The organism is Microbulbifer guangxiensis (genome assembly GCF_021729075.1).
GTDB classification, from domain to species: domain Bacteria; phylum Pseudomonadota; class Gammaproteobacteria; order Pseudomonadales; family Cellvibrionaceae; genus Microbulbifer; species Microbulbifer guangxiensis.
The window spans coordinates 203,329-220,019 of the sequence record NZ_JAJSAQ010000003.1; the positions used below are offsets into that span (position 1 = coordinate 203,329).

Annotated in this window: 21 protein-coding genes and 2 tRNA genes; 19 read left to right on the forward strand and 4 right to left on the reverse strand. The window is 62.6% G+C overall.

The window, feature by feature from the left end; genetic code table 11:
- Nucleotides 1–36: 36 nt before the first annotated feature.
- Nucleotides 37–516: an SsrA-binding protein SmpB gene (gene smpB, locus LVD12_RS07910; protein ID WP_237067165.1), complete on the reverse strand. Its 480-nt coding sequence runs from the start codon at nucleotides 514–516 to the stop codon at nucleotides 37–39.
- Between the two features lie 89 nt (nucleotides 517–605).
- Complete coding sequence (locus LVD12_RS07915) at nucleotides 606–2,024, reverse strand: sodium-dependent transporter (RefSeq protein ID WP_237067166.1); 1,419 nt, start codon at nucleotides 2,022–2,024, stop codon at nucleotides 606–608.
- 199 nt (nucleotides 2,025–2,223) lie between these two features.
- Here LVD12_RS07915 and LVD12_RS07920 point away from each other — a divergent pair, with 199 nt between their 5' ends.
- Both LVD12_RS07920 and LVD12_RS07925 read left to right on the forward strand, forming a co-directional pair.
- Complete coding sequence (locus tag LVD12_RS07920) at nucleotides 2,224–2,664, forward strand: type II toxin-antitoxin system RatA family toxin (RefSeq protein WP_237067167.1); 441 nt, start codon at nucleotides 2,224–2,226, stop codon at nucleotides 2,662–2,664.
- On the forward strand, nucleotides 2,661–2,996 hold the full coding sequence (locus LVD12_RS07925; RefSeq protein WP_237067168.1) for an RnfH family protein: 336 nt from the start codon (nucleotides 2,661–2,663) through the stop codon (nucleotides 2,994–2,996). Before LVD12_RS07920 ends, LVD12_RS07925 begins: the two co-directional genes overlap by 4 nt.
- Nucleotides 2,997–3,006: 10 nt before the next feature.
- Here LVD12_RS07925 and LVD12_RS07930 read toward each other — a convergent pair whose 3' ends face one another.
- On the reverse strand, nucleotides 3,007–3,351 hold the full coding sequence (locus LVD12_RS07930; protein ID WP_237067169.1) for an outer membrane protein assembly factor BamE: 345 nt from the start codon (nucleotides 3,349–3,351) through the stop codon (nucleotides 3,007–3,009).
- Nucleotides 3,352–3,621: 270 nt separating this feature from the next.
- On the opposite strand from LVD12_RS07930, the gene fur reads away from it, so the two are divergent.
- From fur to nadA, 16 genes are all read left to right on the forward strand, one after another.
- The gene (fur, locus tag LVD12_RS07935) at nucleotides 3,622–4,032 is read left to right on the forward strand and encodes a ferric iron uptake transcriptional regulator (RefSeq protein ID WP_237067170.1); all 411 of its coding nucleotides are present in this window, start codon (nucleotides 3,622–3,624) and stop codon (nucleotides 4,030–4,032) included.
- Nucleotides 4,033–4,123: 91 nt separating this feature from the next.
- On the forward strand, nucleotides 4,124–4,654 hold the full coding sequence (ruvC, locus tag LVD12_RS07940) for a crossover junction endodeoxyribonuclease RuvC (RefSeq protein ID WP_237067171.1): 531 nt from the start codon (nucleotides 4,124–4,126) through the stop codon (nucleotides 4,652–4,654).
- Nucleotides 4,655–4,671: 17 nt separating this feature from the next.
- The gene (gene ruvA, locus LVD12_RS07945) at nucleotides 4,672–5,280 is read left to right on the forward strand and encodes a Holliday junction branch migration protein RuvA (RefSeq protein WP_237067172.1); all 609 of its coding nucleotides are present in this window, start codon (nucleotides 4,672–4,674) and stop codon (nucleotides 5,278–5,280) included.
- A 46-nt stretch (nucleotides 5,281–5,326) separates the two neighbouring features.
- Nucleotides 5,327–6,343 carry a Holliday junction branch migration DNA helicase RuvB gene (gene ruvB, locus LVD12_RS07950; RefSeq protein WP_237067173.1) on the forward strand — a complete coding sequence of 339 codons (1,017 nt, stop codon included), beginning with the start codon at nucleotides 5,327–5,329 and terminating at the stop codon, nucleotides 6,341–6,343.
- A gap of 62 nt (nucleotides 6,344–6,405) precedes the next feature.
- Nucleotides 6,406–6,816, forward strand: a complete 411-nt coding sequence (locus tag LVD12_RS07955) for a YbgC/FadM family acyl-CoA thioesterase (RefSeq protein WP_369413373.1) — start codon at nucleotides 6,406–6,408, stop codon at nucleotides 6,814–6,816.
- Entirely contained in the window at nucleotides 6,813–7,502 is a 690-nt protein-coding gene (tolQ, locus tag LVD12_RS07960; RefSeq protein ID WP_237067174.1) for a protein TolQ, read from the forward strand. Before LVD12_RS07955 ends, tolQ begins: the two co-directional genes overlap by 4 nt.
- Before the next feature lie 18 nt (nucleotides 7,503–7,520).
- Nucleotides 7,521–7,952 (forward strand): protein TolR, encoded by a 432-nt coding sequence (gene tolR, locus LVD12_RS07965; RefSeq protein ID WP_237067175.1) that lies wholly within the window; start codon nucleotides 7,521–7,523, stop codon nucleotides 7,950–7,952.
- An 18-nt stretch (nucleotides 7,953–7,970) separates the two neighbouring features.
- Complete coding sequence (tolA, locus tag LVD12_RS07970) at nucleotides 7,971–8,756, forward strand: cell envelope integrity protein TolA (RefSeq protein ID WP_237067176.1); 786 nt, start codon at nucleotides 7,971–7,973, stop codon at nucleotides 8,754–8,756.
- Nucleotides 8,756–10,051 carry a Tol-Pal system beta propeller repeat protein TolB gene (gene tolB / locus LVD12_RS07975; RefSeq protein ID WP_439651342.1) on the forward strand — a complete coding sequence of 432 codons (1,296 nt, stop codon included), beginning with the start codon at nucleotides 8,756–8,758 and terminating at the stop codon, nucleotides 10,049–10,051. Before tolA ends, tolB begins: the two co-directional genes overlap by 1 nt.
- A gap of 108 nt (nucleotides 10,052–10,159) precedes the next feature.
- The gene (locus LVD12_RS07980; protein WP_237067178.1) at nucleotides 10,160–10,639 is read left to right on the forward strand and encodes an OmpA family protein; all 480 of its coding nucleotides are present in this window, start codon (nucleotides 10,160–10,162) and stop codon (nucleotides 10,637–10,639) included.
- A gap of 13 nt (nucleotides 10,640–10,652) precedes the next feature.
- Nucleotides 10,653–11,501, forward strand: a complete 849-nt coding sequence (locus LVD12_RS07985) for a tetratricopeptide repeat protein (RefSeq protein WP_237067179.1) — start codon at nucleotides 10,653–10,655, stop codon at nucleotides 11,499–11,501.
- Nucleotides 11,502–11,593: 92 nt separating this feature from the next.
- A complete protein-coding gene (gene queE, locus LVD12_RS07990; protein WP_237067180.1) occupies nucleotides 11,594–12,253 on the forward strand; it encodes a 7-carboxy-7-deazaguanine synthase QueE in 660 nt (219 codons plus the stop codon).
- A 36-nt stretch (nucleotides 12,254–12,289) separates the two neighbouring features.
- On the forward strand, nucleotides 12,290–12,970 hold the full coding sequence (gene queC, locus LVD12_RS07995) for a 7-cyano-7-deazaguanine synthase QueC (RefSeq protein ID WP_237067181.1): 681 nt from the start codon (nucleotides 12,290–12,292) through the stop codon (nucleotides 12,968–12,970).
- A gap of 120 nt (nucleotides 12,971–13,090) precedes the next feature.
- Nucleotides 13,091–13,166, forward strand: a tRNA-Lys gene (locus LVD12_RS08000).
- Nucleotides 13,167–13,287: 121 nt separating this feature from the next.
- A tRNA-Lys gene (locus tag LVD12_RS08005) sits at nucleotides 13,288–13,363 on the forward strand.
- Nucleotides 13,364–13,542: 179 nt separating this feature from the next.
- Complete coding sequence (gene nadA, locus LVD12_RS08010; RefSeq protein WP_237067182.1) at nucleotides 13,543–14,601, forward strand: quinolinate synthase NadA; 1,059 nt, start codon at nucleotides 13,543–13,545, stop codon at nucleotides 14,599–14,601.
- An 81-nt stretch (nucleotides 14,602–14,682) separates the two neighbouring features.
- On the opposite strand, the gene LVD12_RS08015 is transcribed toward nadA, so the two are convergent.
- Nucleotides 14,683–16,191 (reverse strand): M48 family metalloprotease, encoded by a 1,509-nt coding sequence (locus tag LVD12_RS08015; RefSeq protein WP_237067183.1) that lies wholly within the window; start codon nucleotides 16,189–16,191, stop codon nucleotides 14,683–14,685.
- 214 nt (nucleotides 16,192–16,405) lie between these two features.
- On the opposite strand from LVD12_RS08015, the gene LVD12_RS08020 reads away from it, so the two are divergent.
- Entirely contained in the window at nucleotides 16,406–16,684 is a 279-nt protein-coding gene (locus tag LVD12_RS08020) for a sulfurtransferase TusA family protein (RefSeq protein ID WP_237067184.1), read from the forward strand.
- Nucleotides 16,685–16,691: the final 7 nt, after the last annotated feature.

The window sequence follows — 16,691 nt, forward strand, 5'->3', positions numbered from 1 at the left end:
TCCTGTAATTATTCTTCTGTGGCGGGCGGGGCCGGATCAGCGGTGGTCGGTGCGCATCAGGCGCTGCTTCTCACGGTTCCAGTCGCGTTGTTTCTCGGTCTCGCGCTTGTCGTGCTTGGCCTTGCCCTTGGCCAGGGCAATCTCGCACTTGATCAGGTGTTTTTTCCAGTAGAGGGCGGTGGCGACCAGTGCGTAGCCCTTCTGGTCCACCGAGGCCTTGAGCCTGGCCAGCTCTTTCTTGTGCAGCAACAGGCGCCGGGTGCGGTCGGGCTCGGTGACGAAGTGGGTCGAGGCACTGGGGAGTGGCTCGATGCGGGCACCCAGCAGCCAGGCCTGGCCGTCTTTCATCAGGACATAGCTGTCCGTGAGCTGCGCCTTGCCCTCGCGGCAGCTCTTCACTTCCCATCCCAACAGCTCAAGCCCGGCCTCGAACTTCTCCTCGATGAAGTAGTCGTGCCGGGCCTTCTTGTTCAGGGCGATGGTGTTGGAAGACGGTGCCTTTTTCTTCTTGGCCATAGGTACATCTTTACGGTGGATCGAGCTGCGGGATCATAACAGAGGCCCCCCGGCCGTTACAGCGAGGGGCCGTCCGGCCGCGGGCGGATTCAGAAGAAGCTGATTCCGAAGAACTTGAGGGCCACTGTGTTGATGAAGATCAGCGCAAGGATGACCGGGATGAAGGTCCCCAGGGAAAAGTTGACGTAGCGCTGGGAGAAGGAGCCTGCAAAGCTGGCATCGCCATCCTGCAGCTCCTTGTCGAAGTTGGATTTCTTCCAGCGGTAGATCACGAACAGGCACACCAGCAGGCCGTTCAGCGGCAGGATGGTGTCATAGAAGATGATCTCCACCAGGTCGAAGAACGACTTGTTGGCCCCGGCCAGGGTGACGAACTCTGTGAACCACTGCACCATGCCGAAAGACACCGCGCAGAAGATGGCCAGCACGATCTGGATGGCGCCAATGGTGTAGATCGCCTTGCGCCGGTCCATGCCGCGCTCGTCGCGCAGGGTCGCCACCGGTACCTCGATGATCGAGACCAGTGAGGTGATGGCTGCGACCAGGACCAGGAAGAAGAACACCGCCGCGAAGGCACTGGCACCGAAGTAGCCGATGTTGTCCTGCATGGCGAGGAAGATCTTCGGCAGGAACAGGAAAATCATGCCCGCGGAGCTGTCGCTCAGTTCAGTCGGATCGATTTGCGGGTTGAAGTGGAAGATGGTCGGCAGGATCAGCAGGCCCGCGGTGAAGGCAACCAGGGTATCGGTCAGTGCCACCACCTTGGCGGAGCTGGGCACCGACTGGTGGGCTTTCATATAGGAGCCGTAGGTGATCAGGATGCCCATGCCCAGCGACAGGGAGAAGAAAGCCTGGGCCATGGCCTTGCTCAGTACTTCCGGGGTCAGCTTGCTGAAGTCCGGGATCAGGTAGTACTGCACACCCAGCATGGCGTTTTCCTGGGTCAGGACAAAGATCACCAGCGCGATCAGCATCACGAACAGCATCGGCATCAGGGTTTTGGCCGCGCGCTCGATACCGTCCTTGACCCCCAGCGCCAGGATGCCGTTGATGATCAGCATCAGTACCACCAGGTAGGCGAACACGGTGGGGGAGTTGATGAACTGGCCGAAATAGGCCTCGGTGGCCAGTGCGTCCAGATTACCCGTAAGGGTCGAAACCAGGTAGCCAAGCACCCATACCGTCACCACCAGATAGAAGACGGCGATCATGAACGGGGTGATCAGGGCGAGCCAGCCGGGGATCTGCCATAGCTTCGAGCCACCGGAGAGCTCGCGGTAGGCGCCCACCGGATCCTTGTCGGTGCGGCGGCCCAGGGCGAGTTCCGCCATCATCACCGGCAGGCAGATAAAGATGACGAACAGGGCGTAGATCAGCAGGAAGGCGCCGCCGCCGCTTTTGGTGGCGGCGACGGGGAAGGCTACCAGGTTGCCGATTCCCACGGCCGATCCAGCCGCGGCCAGGATAAAACCGAGCCGCGATCCAAAGTGTTCTCTCGCTGCGGACATAGTACTCTCGCTTGCCTGTTATTCTTGTGTGTGCCTGGTCCGGGCGCCGCGCATACCTCTGGTTGGGCGCGACCGAGCAGTATCAAAGCAGCGATTGTTGCAGGAATTGCCTTGCTTGAGTAGCGGCGGCTGGCAAAATTGCCCGCGGGCCGCAGTTGCCGGTCCGGATCTGGGGCTGAGGTTGGGATAAGTAGAAAACATGACGCAGATTGAGCGCAGCGCGCTGGTGATGCACAGCGCAGAAAGGATGTTTGACCTGGTGAACGACGTGGCGCAATACCCGCAGTTCCTGCCGGGCTGTCGCGGTGCAGAAGTACTTTATAGCGATGAACAGACGCTGGAGGCGCGGCTGGACCTCTCCCGCGCGGGTATCCGCCAGAGTTTTGTCACCCGCAACCGGCTGCAGCGGCCGTCTTCCATGGAGCTGGAGCTGGTCGATGGCCCTTTCTCAGACTTTTCCGGACGCTGGGAATTCAAACCCCTTGGTGAGGAGGCCTGCAAGGTCCAGTTCTCACTCTCTTTTTCCATCCGCAACCCGCTGATGGCGGCGGCCGCAGGAAAGTTGTTCAGTGAGCTGGCCAACCAGATGGTGGGGGCCATGAGTGCACGGGCGGATGCAATCTACGGGAAACCGGCATGACGGATATCAAGACAATCGCGGTAGAGGTGGTCTACGCGCTGCCCCATGAGCAGAGGCTGATCAGGTTGCTGGTGAAGCCGGGTACTACGGCAAAAGAGGCGTTGATCCGCTCCGGGATTCCCGAAGAGTACGAAGAAGTGAATCCGGAGACTGCCAGGTTGGGGATCTTCGGCCAGTCACTGGGCACCAAGGGGCTGGCGCCCGCCGACCAGTATATCCTGCAGCCGGGTGACCGGGTGGAAGTCTACCGGCCGCTGATTGCCGACCCGAAGGAGGCGCGCAAGCAGCGGGCGGAGAAGGCGCGCCGGCAGGCGCAGCAGGGCGAGAGCTGAGCGGCGCGAATCAGGGCCAGCCGGCCGGCTGCCAGTCGCCGCTGGTGGCGATCAGGATGTCGCCGTTGAAGTAGACGCTGAAGCGCTTCTGGGTGACCTCGCCGTCCGGATCGCGCACGCGGTTGACGTAATCCCAGCGATTGGGCTTGAAGGTGTCCTCGACCAGGGGCGTACCCAGCACGAAACGCACCTGGCGGCGGGTCATGCCCGGCTTCAGCTGGTCCACCATCTCCTGGGTGACGATGTTGCCCTGTTGCACCTCGATACGGTGCACGCCGGGGAACTCAAACAGGCTGCAGGCGCTGAGCAGGGCGCCGAGAGCGGCGATGGCGAGAAATTTTGCGAAAGAGGGCATTCAGTGCTCCGTTATCTTTTGTCTTGCAGCGGCTGTCTTGCGCCGGTCCGGGGTGCCGGTTTCTGAGAGCGGGCCGGGGGGCGAAAGTTCCGGTTCCGGATCCCGTCGGCGGCCGGCCGGGGTTCCGCTGTGTCCACTGGGCGTGGATAATAACCGAAGAGCAGGCGCGCTGACAGAGATGGCGGAGGCTTCCCCGGGTTGCCGGAAGGTCGTCACCGGTGCGGCAAAGTCACGAAAAGAGCAACGAGAATTCAGTTGGGAATCCTATCCATGCCAAATGAAAACCAGGAGCTGCGCAAGGCGGGCCTCAAGGTAACCCTGCCGCGAGTAAAGATTCTGCAATTGCTGGAGAACGCCAGCGAGCAGCACCTGAGTGCAGAAGATGTCTATAAAATGCTGCTGGAAGCCGGGGAGGATGTCGGCCTCGCCACTGTCTACCGCGTACTGACCCAGTTCGAGAGTGCCGGTCTGGTGATCCGTCACAACTTCGATGGAGGCCATTCCGTGTTCGAGCTCGATCGCGGCGAGCACCACGATCACATGGTCTGCACCGAGACCGGTGAGGTCATCGAGTTCCACAACGAGCAGATCGAAAAGCTGCAGCACCAGATCGCCGAGGAGCACGGCTACGAGCTCACCGGCCACAGCCTGGTGCTGTACGTCACCAAGAAAGAGCAGTAATGCCCGCCGGGGCGGCACGCGCCGTCCCTTGACGCCTCCCGCCCGCCTTGGGACACTTTCCGCCACTATATAAACATACAGGGAGCAGCCCTTGACCCGGATACTGGGTATCGACCCCGGCTCGAGAAAAACCGGTTATGGATTGATCGATATTCAGCGGGGCGGGGCGGTTTATGTGGCCAGCGGCGTGGTGCGGATCCCGGATGATCCCCTTCCCGAGCGTCTCAAGCTGATCTTTGATGCCGTCAGCCAGATTGCCAGCCAGTACCGGCCGGAGCATATGGCGGTAGAGAACGTATTCATGTCCAAGAGTGCCGGCTCGGCGCTCAAGCTGGGGCAGGCGCGGGGGGCGGCAATCGTGGCCGGCACCCACGCCGGTCTGCCGGTGGCGGAATATGAGGCACGCAAGGTCAAACAGGCGGTGGTGGGCAATGGTGCCGCGGACAAGCTGCAGGTGCAGCATATGGTCAAGACGCTGCTGCGTCTGCCGGCGGCACCGCAGGAGGACGCCGCCGATGCCCTCGCCGTGGCCCTTTGTCACATGCATACCATGCAGACCCTGATACAGACCGCCGGCAGCGGGCGCAGCCGCTTTCGCCGCGGGCGCCTGACGATTTCCTGAGGGGGGAACAGAATCCAATGATCGGAAGACTCCGCGGCAGCCTCGCCGCAATCCAGCCGCCGCAGCTGCTGGTGGATGTCCACGGGGTGGGCTACGAAGTGCTCGCGCCCATGACCACGGTGTTCGAGCTGCCGCCGCTGGGCCAGGAGGTACAGCTGTATACCCACCTCTCAGTATCAGAGACGGCGCAACAGCTGTTCGGTTTTCTGCGCGAGTCCGATCGCCAGCTGTTCCGCACGCTGATCAAGGTCAACGGTGTCGGCCCCAAGATGGCGCTGGCCATCCTTTCAGGCCTCGATGGCAAGGCGCTTTCCCGCTGTGTGGCGGAAGACAATGTGGGGGCGCTGGTCAAGGTGCCCGGGGTGGGCAAAAAGACTGCCGAGCGGCTCATCATCGAGCTGCGCGACAAGCTGGCCCCGGACCTGGGGGATGCCAACGATATCCCGCTGATGGCAGCTGGTGCGCCGAAGGTGGACCATGTGGGTGAGGCGGAGAGCGCGCTCGCCGCCCTGGGCTACAAACCTACCGAGGCCAGCAAGATGGTGGCCCGCGCCAGCAAGGAGCAGCCGGATGCCGACAGCGCGACCCTGATTCGCCTGGCGCTGAAGGGCATGGTGCCCGCATGAACCGGCTTGATGCCTTTACCAGTAAGCCCCGCGGGAGAGCCCAGCAGTGATAGAAGCCGACCGCCTGATTGCCCCGGAGCCCATCGGCCCCAGCGGGCAGGAAGAGCAATACGACCGCGCCGTGCGCCCCAAGACCCTGGCCGATTACGTTGGGCAGCCGGTGGTGCGGGAGCAGATGGAGATCTTCATCCAGGCTGCCAGGCTGCGGGACGAGGCCCTGGACCATACGCTGGTGTTCGGCCCGCCCGGCCTGGGCAAGACCACTCTGGCCAACATCATCGCCGCGGAAATGGGGGTGGCCATCAAGACCACCTCTGGCCCGGTGCTGGAGAAGGCCGGTGACCTCGCGGCGCTGATGACGAACCTTGAGCCCGGCGACGTGTTGTTCATCGATGAGATCCACCGGCTCAGTCCCCACGTGGAGGAAGTGCTGTACCCGGCGATGGAGGATTATCAGCTGGATATCATGATCGGCGAGGGTCCCGCTGCGCGCTCGATCAAGCTGGACCTGCCGCCCTTCACCCTGGTGGGGGCGACGACCCGCGCCGGCCTGCTCACCTCACCCCTGCGGGATCGATTCGGTATCGTGCAGCGGCTGGAGTTCTACAGTGTCGAGGACCTGACCAGTATCGTGCGTCGCTCCGCCGGCCTGATGGGGGTGGAGATGGACGAGGGTGGTGCCCGCGAGGTGGCGCGCCGCGCCCGCGGTACACCGCGGATCGCCAACCGCCTGCTGCGCCGGGTGCGGGATTTTGCTGAAGTGAAGGGCAACGGCAGCGTGGATGCCGCCACCGCCGATGCGGCCCTCAATATGCTCAACGTGGACGGCCGTGGCTTCGACCAGCTGGACCGGCGCATGCTGCTGGCGATGATCGAGAAGTTTGGCGGCGGGCCGGTAGGCATCGACAGCCTGGCGGCGGCGATCAGTGAGGAGCGGGATACCATCGAGGATGTGCTCGAGCCCTACCTGATCCAGCAGGGCTACCTGGCCCGCACGCCGCGGGGCCGGGTGGTCACGGCACTGGCCTACGAGCACTTCGGTATGCCGCAGCCGGACAAGTGAGTTGGCGCCCGGCGGGCGCCTCAGCAGACAACAAGCCAGCCTGACAACAATAAGGAACCGGGGTGACAGAGCCTTTCAGCATCCCCATCCGGGTCTATATCGAGGACACGGACGCCGGGGGAATCGTCTACTACGTCAATTATTTGAAGTATATGGAGCGCGCGCGCACAGAATTGGTCCGCTCGCTCGGCTATGATAAGCCCGCCATGCCGCAGCAGGGCCTGCTGCTGGTGGTGCACTCCGCGGAAATCCAGTACCGGCGCTCGGCGCTGCTGGACGACAGCTTGAGAGCCACGGCAGCGATTGGCAAACTTGGCCGTGCCGCGGTGACCTTCGAACAAAAAATTTTCCGTGGCAGTGAAATTATCTGTCAGGGTGTGGTCAAAGTCGCCTGCGTGGCGGATGACAGCCGCAAACCCTGTGCGCTACCAGACTCAATCTATTCAGCATTAAAGGCAGCAATCCAACAATGAACGCCGGTGAACAACTTTCCCTGTGGGGGCTGATCCAGAACGCCAGTCTGCTGGTGCAGCTGGTGATGCTGATCCTGCTCCTGGCCTCGGTCATCTCCTGGGTCATGATCATTCAGCGTGGCCTCTACCTGTCCAGGGCCAAGCGTGCCCTCAACAGCTTCGAGCGGCGTTTCTGGTCCGGTGCCGACCTCAATCAGCTGTTCCGCGAGGGCAATGCCCGCGCCGAGAAGGGCAAGGTGGACGGGGTCGAGTCCCTGTTCCGTGCCGGCTTCACCGAGTTCACCCGCCTGCGCCAGCAGGGCCGCAGCAGCCCCGAGGCCGTCATGGAGGGCACTGAGCGCGCCATGCGTGTGGCGATGTCCAGGGAACAGGAGAAGGTAGAGATGAACCTGCCGTTCCTGGCCAGTGTCGGCTCCGTGAGCCCCTATATCGGCCTGTTCGGCACCGTGTGGGGCATCATGAACTCCTTCCGCAGCCTGGCCACCATGCACCAGGCCACCATCGCGACAGTAGCACCGGGTATCAGTGAGGCCCTGGTGGCTACCGCCATGGGCCTGTTTGCGGCGATTCCGGCGGTGATGGCCTACAACCGCTATTCGGCCAAGGCGGAGACGCTGCTGTCCAGCTACGAGACATTCGCCGAGGAGTTCTCCTCCATCCTGCACCGCAAAGTGCACTCCAGCTAACACCACCGGACGATTGTCATGAGTGTTTTTCGCAAGGGCGGCAAGCGCAAACTGGTCTCCGAGATCAATGTTGTCCCTTACATCGACGTGATGCTGGTGCTGCTGATCGTGTTCATGGTGACGGCACCACTGCTGATGCAGGGGGTCAAAGTCGACCTGCCGGATGCCCCTTCCTCGCCGATGGAGGATACGGACGACGAGCCGCTGATCGTGTCGGTCCGCGCCGACGGCACCTATTACCTGAACCTGGGTGAAGATGAGCAGGTGGCCAAGCCGATGGCAGAGATCCGCGAGACGGTGGCCAAGGTTCTGCGCCAGAAGCCCAAGACACCGGTACTGGTGTGGGGTGACACCGACGCCAAATACGGCCTGATCGTGGGTGCCATGACCCAGTTGCAGCAGGCCGGCGCACCGAGTGTCGGCCTCGTCACCGAGCCGCCGCAGCAGTAGGGATGGCACCAACCCACTATGAATAACGCCAGTTCCTATGCATTGCCGGTCATCATCAGCGTCGTATTGCATGCGCTGCTGATCGGTGTGCTGGCATTCGGCTGGGAGGCCACCCAGGAGCCGCCGCGCAAGATGTTGCCCAATTTCGTGCAGGCGAAGCTGGTGACCATGGATGCGACGGTCAAGAAAAAGAAGGCTCCGCCCAAGGTCGACCTGATCAAGCAGCGCCAGCAGCAGGAGCTGCAGCGCCAGCGCGAGGCCAAGGCTGAGCAGGAGCGCCGCGCGGCGCTGGAGCGTAAGAAAAAGCAGGAAGCCGAGAAACGCAAGCAGGCTGAGGCCGAGCGCAAGCGCAAGGCGGCCGAGGAAAAGGCCCGCCAGGAAAAAGAACGCAAAGAACGGGAGCGCAAGGAACAGCAGCTGGAGAAAGAGCGCCAGAGCGCCTTTGAGGAGGCGCTTGAGGACGAGGAAGAACTGCTCGATGCCCGGGAGAGTACCCAGGCGGTGATGTCGGTGGCCCAGGCCATCCAGCAGCGCATCGAGCAGGCCTGGAGCCAGCCTCCCAGTGCCCGCAACGGCATGGTCACCGAGGTCCGGATCAGCTTCGTGCCGACTGGTCGGGTGGTGGCCGCAAACATTACCAAGAGCAGCGGCAACGCCGCACTGGACCGTTCGGTGCTGAACGCCGTGCGCAAGGTGGAGGTGTTTCCCGAGGTAGCGGAGCTGGCCCGCGAAGAGCCGGTGGTGTTCGAGCGCGAAGTACGCAATACACAATTGATATTCAGAGTTGAAGGCCTGCGCCAATGATGAACAAACTGAAGATCCTGTTGTCTCTGATAGCCGTCAACTGCTTGCTGGCCCTGTCGGCCCAGGCGCAGATGGTGGTGGAGATCACCCGGGGCAACCCGGACCCGACCCCTATCGCGGTATCGCCGTTCAGCTGGTCTGGCAGCGGTATCCTGCAGGAGGATGTCTCTGACATCATCTCTGCAGACCTGCGCCGCAGCGGCCTGTTCGCGCCGGTGCCCAAGGAAGACATGCTGTCTTTCCCCAAGGCCCCGGACGAGGTGGTGTTCAGGGACTGGCGCATCCTCGGTACCGAGTATGTGGTCACCGGGCGCATCGAGCCGCAGGCCAACGGCTACCTGCTGACCTTTGACCTGACCAATATCTTTGGCCAGAGCAAAATGTTCACCAAGCAGGTGAGCGGTGGTGCGCAGCAGTTGCGGGACATTGCCCACCGGGCGGCGGACGAGATCTTCGAGGCGATCACCGGTATTCGCGGTGCCTTCGATACCGAGATGGTCTACGTACGCGAGGTCAACCGGGGCGGTCGGCCGGTCTACGAGTTGATGCGGGCGGATATCGACGGTGCCCGGTCGCGGGCCATCCGGCGCTTCGACCAGCCGGTGATGTCCCCGAACTGGTCGCCGGATGGGCAGGAAGTGGCTTACGTCTCCTTCGAGACCGGCCGCCCGGCCATCTTCCGCGAGAACCTGCGCACCGGTGCCCGCCAGCAGTTGACCAACTTCAAGGGCATCAACAGTTCGCCAACCTGGTCCCCGGATGGAACCAAAATGGCGATGGTGCTCTCGAAGGACGGCAACCCGGAGATCTACGTGCTGGATCTCAGTACGGGTCGCTTCACAAGGATGACCCGGCATTTCGCGATCGACACGGAACCGAACTGGATGCCGGACGGTAAATCACTGGTTTTCACTTCCGATAGGGGAGGCAAGCCACAAATTTACCAATTGACCCTTGCCACCGGTCAAGTAGACCGCTTAACCTTCGACGGCGACTACAACGCGAGGTCGCGTGTGTCGCCCGACGGGAAGACGCTGGTCATGGTGCACCGTAGCCGGGGGGTATTCACCATTGCTACGATGGATATCAGGACCGGTCAGATGCGCCTCCTTACGGAGACGTCTCTGGACGAATCCCCCAGTATTGCACCTAACGGTGCGATGCTGATGTACGCCACCAAGCGGGGGGACCAGGGCATACTGGCAGCGGTGTCGCTGGATGCCGGGGTGAAGTACAACCTTCCATCCCAGGTGGGCGATGTCCGTGAACCGGCCTGGTCACCCTATTTTGATTGATTTGGGTGCCCGTCCCACTGCCCTGTGGTGGATAGCGGGTAATGTAGTCTAAGAGCCATACAAAAGAACCTTTCAGGATTCTCGATAACACTAAAAGCGGAGTTGCTTATGTTTAAATCAGTAAAAACCGGCCTCGGCCTGGCTTGCGCGATGGTAGTTCTGGCTGGTTGTTCCAGCACCGACACCGACGACACTGCCCAGCAGCAGATGGTCGAGCAGACCCAGCAGCCGGTAGTTGAAGCCCCGGCTCAGGAAACTGCTGTTCCCCTGGACAACGTCGTTTACTTCGACTTTGACAAGTCCCTGCTGCGCGGTGACACCCGTGAGCTGCTGATCCAGCACGCTGACCGTCTGCGCGGCACCGGCACCAGCGTTCGTCTGGAAGGCCACGCTGACGAGCTGGGTACTCGCGAGTACAACCTGGCCCTGGGTGAGCGTCGTGCCAACGCCGTTCGCGACTTCCTGGTACTGCAGGGCGTAGACGCTGCTACCCTGGAAGTGATCAGCTACGGTGAGGAGCGTCCGGCTGTGCCTGGCTCCAACGAGAGCGCCCGCGCTCAGAACCGTCGCGTAGTCATCGTTAAGTAATCGCACTTTGCCAATGGCTTTATCCCCAGGAAAAGTCGCGATCGCCGCAGCCATGATGGCTGCGGCATCGCCCGTATTCTCGCAGGCGCCGATCGTGGACCTGTCCGGTGGCAATACCGGCCAGACCAGTGCACAGTCGGCGCCCGCCTATCCGCAGCCTCCCTACTCGGAGTCCTCCCTGGCTGAGAACCAGCTCGCCCGTGCCGGCTCGCAGCCGTCTCGCCAGCAGGGCAACGCCCAGGCCGATGCCTACTACCAGATGCAGGTATTGCAGCAGGAGGTACTGGAGCTGCGTGGAGCCGTCGAGGAATTGCGCCACGAGGTGAAACGCCTCAAGCAGCAGCGCACCGACGATTACATGGATCTGGACCGTCGCATCGCCCGCCTCAGTGGTGAGCAGCCTCGCGAAGTACCGCCAGAGGGCGGGAACACCGGGGGCGCTGATGCCGGCTCCGCTGCACCTACCCCGGCACCCTCGGCTCCAGCGGCCAGCGCCGATGAGCGCGAGCGCTACGATGCCAGTTTCGAGCTCGCCAAGGGTGGTGACTACGATGGGGCCAGCAGGGAGTTCAAGCGCCTGCTGAATGATTTCCCCAACGGCCAGTACGCCCCCAACGCCAATTACTGGCTGGGTGAAATCGCACTGGTGCAGGGCAACCTCGAGGAGGCCCGCCAGTGGTTTGCCGCCTTGCTGGATGGTTACCCCAACTCCACCAAAGTATGGGACGGCCGCTACAAGCTCGGCACCGTGTATCACCAGCTGGGCGAAGACGACCGCGCCCGCGAGCTGCTGCAGCAGGTTGCCGCCAGTGATGCCCGTGCTGCGGGCCTGGCCAAGAAGTATCTCGCGGAGAACTTCTAGCCCGGCGTCACCGCTGGTTTTTTGAGCACGAAAGCTCTATGATCCCGCGCCCGGACGGTTTGGCCGCCCGGGCGTTTTTATTTGTGGTGAGCATGACTGATTTGACCGCGGAGTCCCTCCGCATCAGCGAGATTTTCTACTCCCTGCAGGGGGAGGCCCGCGACTCCGGCCTGCCTACCGTATTCGTGCGCCTGACGGGCTGCCCGCTGCGCTGTACTTACTGCGATTCCGAATACGCTTTCTATGGCGGCGAGCGCATGACCCTGGCGGCCATCCTCGACAAGGTCCGCAGTTACCCGGCCCGCTATGTCTGTGTCACCGGCGGGGAGCCCCTGGCCCAGCCCAACTGCCTGCCGCTGCTCACGGCGCTCTGCGACGCGGGTTACCGGGTGTCGCTGGAAACCAGTGGCGCAATGCCGGTAGAGGCCGTGGATCCCCGGGTCTCCCGGGTGGTGGATCTGAAGACCCCGGCCTCCGGCGAGCAGCACCGCAACCGCCTGGAGAATATCGCCCTGCTGACCGATCGCGATCAGGTGAAGTTTGTCATCTGCGACCGGGCTGATTACGAGTGGGCCCGCTTCACCGTCGATCAGTACAATCTCACCGAACGCGTCGGTGAAGTACTTTTCTCCCCCAGCTATGAGCAGCTGGAGGGGCGCCAGCTGGCGGAATGGATTCTTGAAGACGGGCTGCCGGTGCGGATGCAGCTGCAGATGCACAAGCTTTTGTGGGGCGACGTTCCGGGCGTGTGACAACAGCCTCAGTGCACTGAAGACAGGGGATATCTCATGACAGCGAAGAAGGCCGTGGTACTGCTCTCCGGGGGCCTGGACTCTGCCACTGTCCTGGCCATGGCCCGAGACCAGGGTTACGAGTGTTATGCGCTGGGCTTCGACTACGGCCAGCGGCACCGCTCCGAGCTGGCGGCCGCACAGCGGGTGGCGACCGCGGGAGGTGCCGTGGAGCACAAGGTGGTCTGCCTGGATCTGCGTGCCATCGGTGGTTCTGCCCTGACCGATGACAGTATCGCAGTGCCCGAGGACGCGCCCGGCGGTATTCCAGTCACCTACGTCCCCGCCCGCAATACTGTGTTTCTCTCCATTGCGCTGGGCTGGGCGGAGGTGCTCGGGGCGCAGGACATCTTTGTCGGCGTCAATGCGGTCGACTATTCCGGTTACCCGGATTGTCGTCCGGAGTACATCGAGGCCTTCGAGCGCATGGCAAACCTCGCCACCCGGGCCGGGGTAGAGGGGCAGCGGTTGCATGTTCGCGCACCACTGATGCAGATGAGCAAGGCTGACATAGTTCGCCGGGGAACCGAGCTGGGAGTGGACTACAGTTTAACTGTGTCCTGCTACCAGGCCGACGACGCTGGTGCAGCTTGCGGTCGTTGCGACAGCTGCCGGCTGCGGGCCGCTGGCTTCGCCGAGGCGGGACTGGCGGACCCGACGGTCTATGCTAATGGGTGAGGGCTTTGTGTAAGCCCTTCAAATCTCAAGGATTTTTTGCGCGCAGGTATTGTTTTTCGGAAATAGATCCGTAAGATACGCAGCTCCTCACGGCGAGGCACCGCCCGCTGAGAGATTTAAGGGTCGTTAGCTCAGTTGGTAGAGCAGTTGGCTTTTAACCAATTGGTCGCTGGTTCGAATCCAGCACGACCCACCATATTCTCGAGGGGCCGCCATCAGGTGGCCCTTTTTGTTGCTCCTACCGGTGAAACCGGACGGGCTGTCGGGCACAAGCAATTGTGTTTCTGTGACAGATCAGTAACATACGCACCGCTTTCGGGTCGTTAGCTCAGTTGGTAGAGCAGTTGGCTTTTAACCAATTGGTCGCTGGTTCGAATCCAGCACGACCCACCATCTTCCGAGAGGGCCGCCGAAAGCGGCCCTTTTTTTTGGCTGGTATTTGGCCCCAGATTCCGTCCCGGGACTCGCTCCCTGGACGGGGTGCCGCCACACTAGAATGGTGAATGGCGGCTGGAAAGTCCCCGGTCGCTTCCGCGCTATAATGCGCGTTTTTCTGCTGTTCACAGGTAGCTATGAGTCAGAAGCTGATCTCCGCTGAATCCCCCGATCCACGCTCGCTGGTGCAGTCACACCTGGCGGAGCCCGGTGCTCACCAGTACAGCGAAGAGGAGCTACAGCACTGGCGCGATCGCATCAAACAGCTGCTGGTGGAGCAGAACGCGGTTCTGGTGGCTCATTACTACACGGACCCGCTGATCCAGGCGCTGGCCGAGGAAACGGGGGGCTGCGTGTCCGACTCCCTGGAAATGGCCCGCTTTGGCGCTGAACATCCCGCCGACACGCTGATCGTTGCCGGGGTCAAGTTCATGGGGGAAACCGCCAAGATCCTGACCCCCAACAAGCGGGTGCTGATGCCGACCCTCGAGGCCACCTGTTCCCTGGACCTGGGCTGTCCGCCGGAGGAATTTTCCGCTTTCTGCGATGCCCACCCGGAGCGCACGGTCGTCGTTTACGCCAATACTTCCGCCGCCGTAAAGGCCCGCGCCGACTGGGTAGTGACCTCCAGCATCGCGCTGGATGTGGTCGATTACCTGGATGCGAGGGGCGAGAAGATTCTGTGGGCGCCGGACAAGCATCTTGGCAGCTACGTGCAGCGGGAAACCGGCGCCGATGTGCTGCTGTGGAACGGCTCCTGTATCGTGCACGAGGAATTCAAGGCCAAGGGGGTCGCAGACTTGAAGGCTCTCTATCCGGATGCCGTGGTGCTGGTGCATCCCGAGTCTCCGGCGGCAGTGGTGGAGCTGGCCGATGTGGTGGGCTCCACCTCCCAGATCATCAATGCCGCCAAGACCCGCCCGGAGAAGCGGTTTATTGTCGCCACGGACCAGGGCATTTTCTACAAGATGCAGCAGCAGTGCCCCGACAAGGAGCTGATCATCGCTCCCACCGCTGGTGCGGGAGCCACCTGCCGCAGCTGTGCCAACTGCCCGTGGATGGCGATGAACTCGCTGGAGAACCTGTGCGGGGTGCTGGAGCGCGGGGACAACGAGATCCTGGTGGATCCGGAGCTGGGCAAGCGGGCGATGAAGCCCCTGCAGCGGATGCTCGACTTCCGCAAGCCGCTGGACTGACAGCGGCAGCAAACTGACCGCTTATAGCGACAATGGCCGGCATTAATGCCGGCCATTGTCGTTCAGGGGTGGAGGCACCGTTTACAGATCCTTGGCGTCCTGCTGCATCTTGAGCACGTCGCGCAGGCGCTGCTGCAGGATGGCGTGTGTCTGGTAGTCGTTGGCGGCCAGGCGCACACCGTGCCTCAGGTGCTGGGCTGCTTTGTCGAAGACCCCGTTGAGGATGTAGTACTCGGCCCGGGCCTCATGCACGCCGACGATGTCACCGGCGAGGCCGTGGGTTTCCGCCAGCAGGTACCAGACCGCCGGATCCTTGCGACGCACGCGGCTGTGCTTCTCGAGAATGCGCTCCGCGGCCAGGTAGTTGCCGGCCTTGAAGTGGGCGTTGGCGAGGCCCATGGTCAGCGCATGATCACCGGGATTGCGCTTGAGTGCTGCGTCCAGTCGGCGGGTGGCGGTGCTGTAGTCCTCCCGCGCCAGGTCTATGTCCGCGCGGGCCAGCACAAAGGCTGCCTTGTCGGGTTCCCGGTCGAGCAGAGGTTGCAGGGTGTCGAGGGCGGAATCCGGTTTGCCGGCTGCCACCTGGGCGAGGGCCAGGCCGTAGCGGGCGGCGTCCTCGTTGTCATTGATTCCGCGAAGCTCCGCCTGAAAGCGCTTTACGGCCTGCTGCGGAGTGGGTTCGGCGGCCACGCGGATGCGGGCCCGCATCAGGTGATACTCGCGGCTCTCTGAAGGCTGCACGTCGGGCATGCGGTTGGCCCGGAGTTTTGCGTCTGCGATTCGCTTTTCGGTCACCGGATGGGTCAGCAGGAACTCGGGCGGGCGCCGGTAGTAACGGGTGGCCTTCAGCATCTGCTCGAACATCTCACCGGCGGCCTCCGGGTCTTTGCCCGCCTTGGCCAGGGTTTCGATACCGACGCGGTCTGCTTCCTGCTCATTCTGGCGGGAGAAGCGCAGCTGGTTGTCGAGCGCCGCGGCCTGGGTGGCGGTCATGGCGGCAAGGCCCGCATCACCGCCGGCGGTAGCGGCCAGGACCAGGGCGCCGAGCATTCCCGCGAGGGTGGGCAGGGCACTGTTGCGCTGGGCCTCAAGGGTACGGGCGTAGTGGCGTTGGCTCAGGTGCGCCAGTTCGTGCGCCAGCACCGAGGCGAACTGATCCTCATTCTCCGCAAACAGGAACAGGCCGGTGTGGACGCCGACCACACCCCCCGGTACCGCGAAGGCATTCATGGTGTCATTTTTGACCACCACCACATCGAGGGACTTGTCTTCCAGCGGCGCGTGCTCTGCCAGCCCCTTGAGGGTGTTCTCGACATATTGCTGCAGCAGGGCATCGTTGGATGTGCGCACCTGGCTGCGGAACATGCGCAGCCACATCTGGCCCAGTTCCTTCTCGCGGGCGCGGGATACCAGGCCGCTGCTGGAATCACCGAGTTCGGGCAGGCGAATCTGGTTGTCGTCGGCCACGGCCACGAGTGGTGCAGTTCCGACCAGCAGGCCAAGACCCACGGAAACCAGGGTCGATTGCACCATTCTGCGAAGCGAATGCAGGAAGGTTGGCCGGCGGTGGGATTCGTGGGTGTGGCGCATTAAGTGTACTGCTCGGTCATTGGTTCTGGGGCTGATCCCACAACACTATACGCAACCGCGTGGGACTGTCGAGGTTTTGACCAGTGTGACAGGCAAAGGTTCTCGAGAGCTTCGCGCTGGGGCCCGGATCCGGTCGTCTGCGGGCGAGAGATTGCGACGGCGACAGCGATTTTCACCGGGCTCTCGCGCTATAATCCGCCGCACCGGAGCGTTTATGACCAGTTATTCAGAGCCAGTTCCCGCCAGGCCCACAGCCGACGCCAGTCGTGTCGAGATTACGGTGGATGCGCGTCAGTTACCCTGCCCGCAGCCGCTGTTGCTGATGCGTCGGGCCCTGCGGGAGCAGCCGGCGGGCACCCTGGTGGAGGTGCTGGCCACAGACCCGGGCTCCTGGCACGATTTCCACAGTTTTGCCCGCCTGAGCGGCACGCGGTTGTTACGGGCCGAAGAGCGCGAAGACCATTATTGCTACTGGCTGATAGCCGGCCATTAAATAAGAG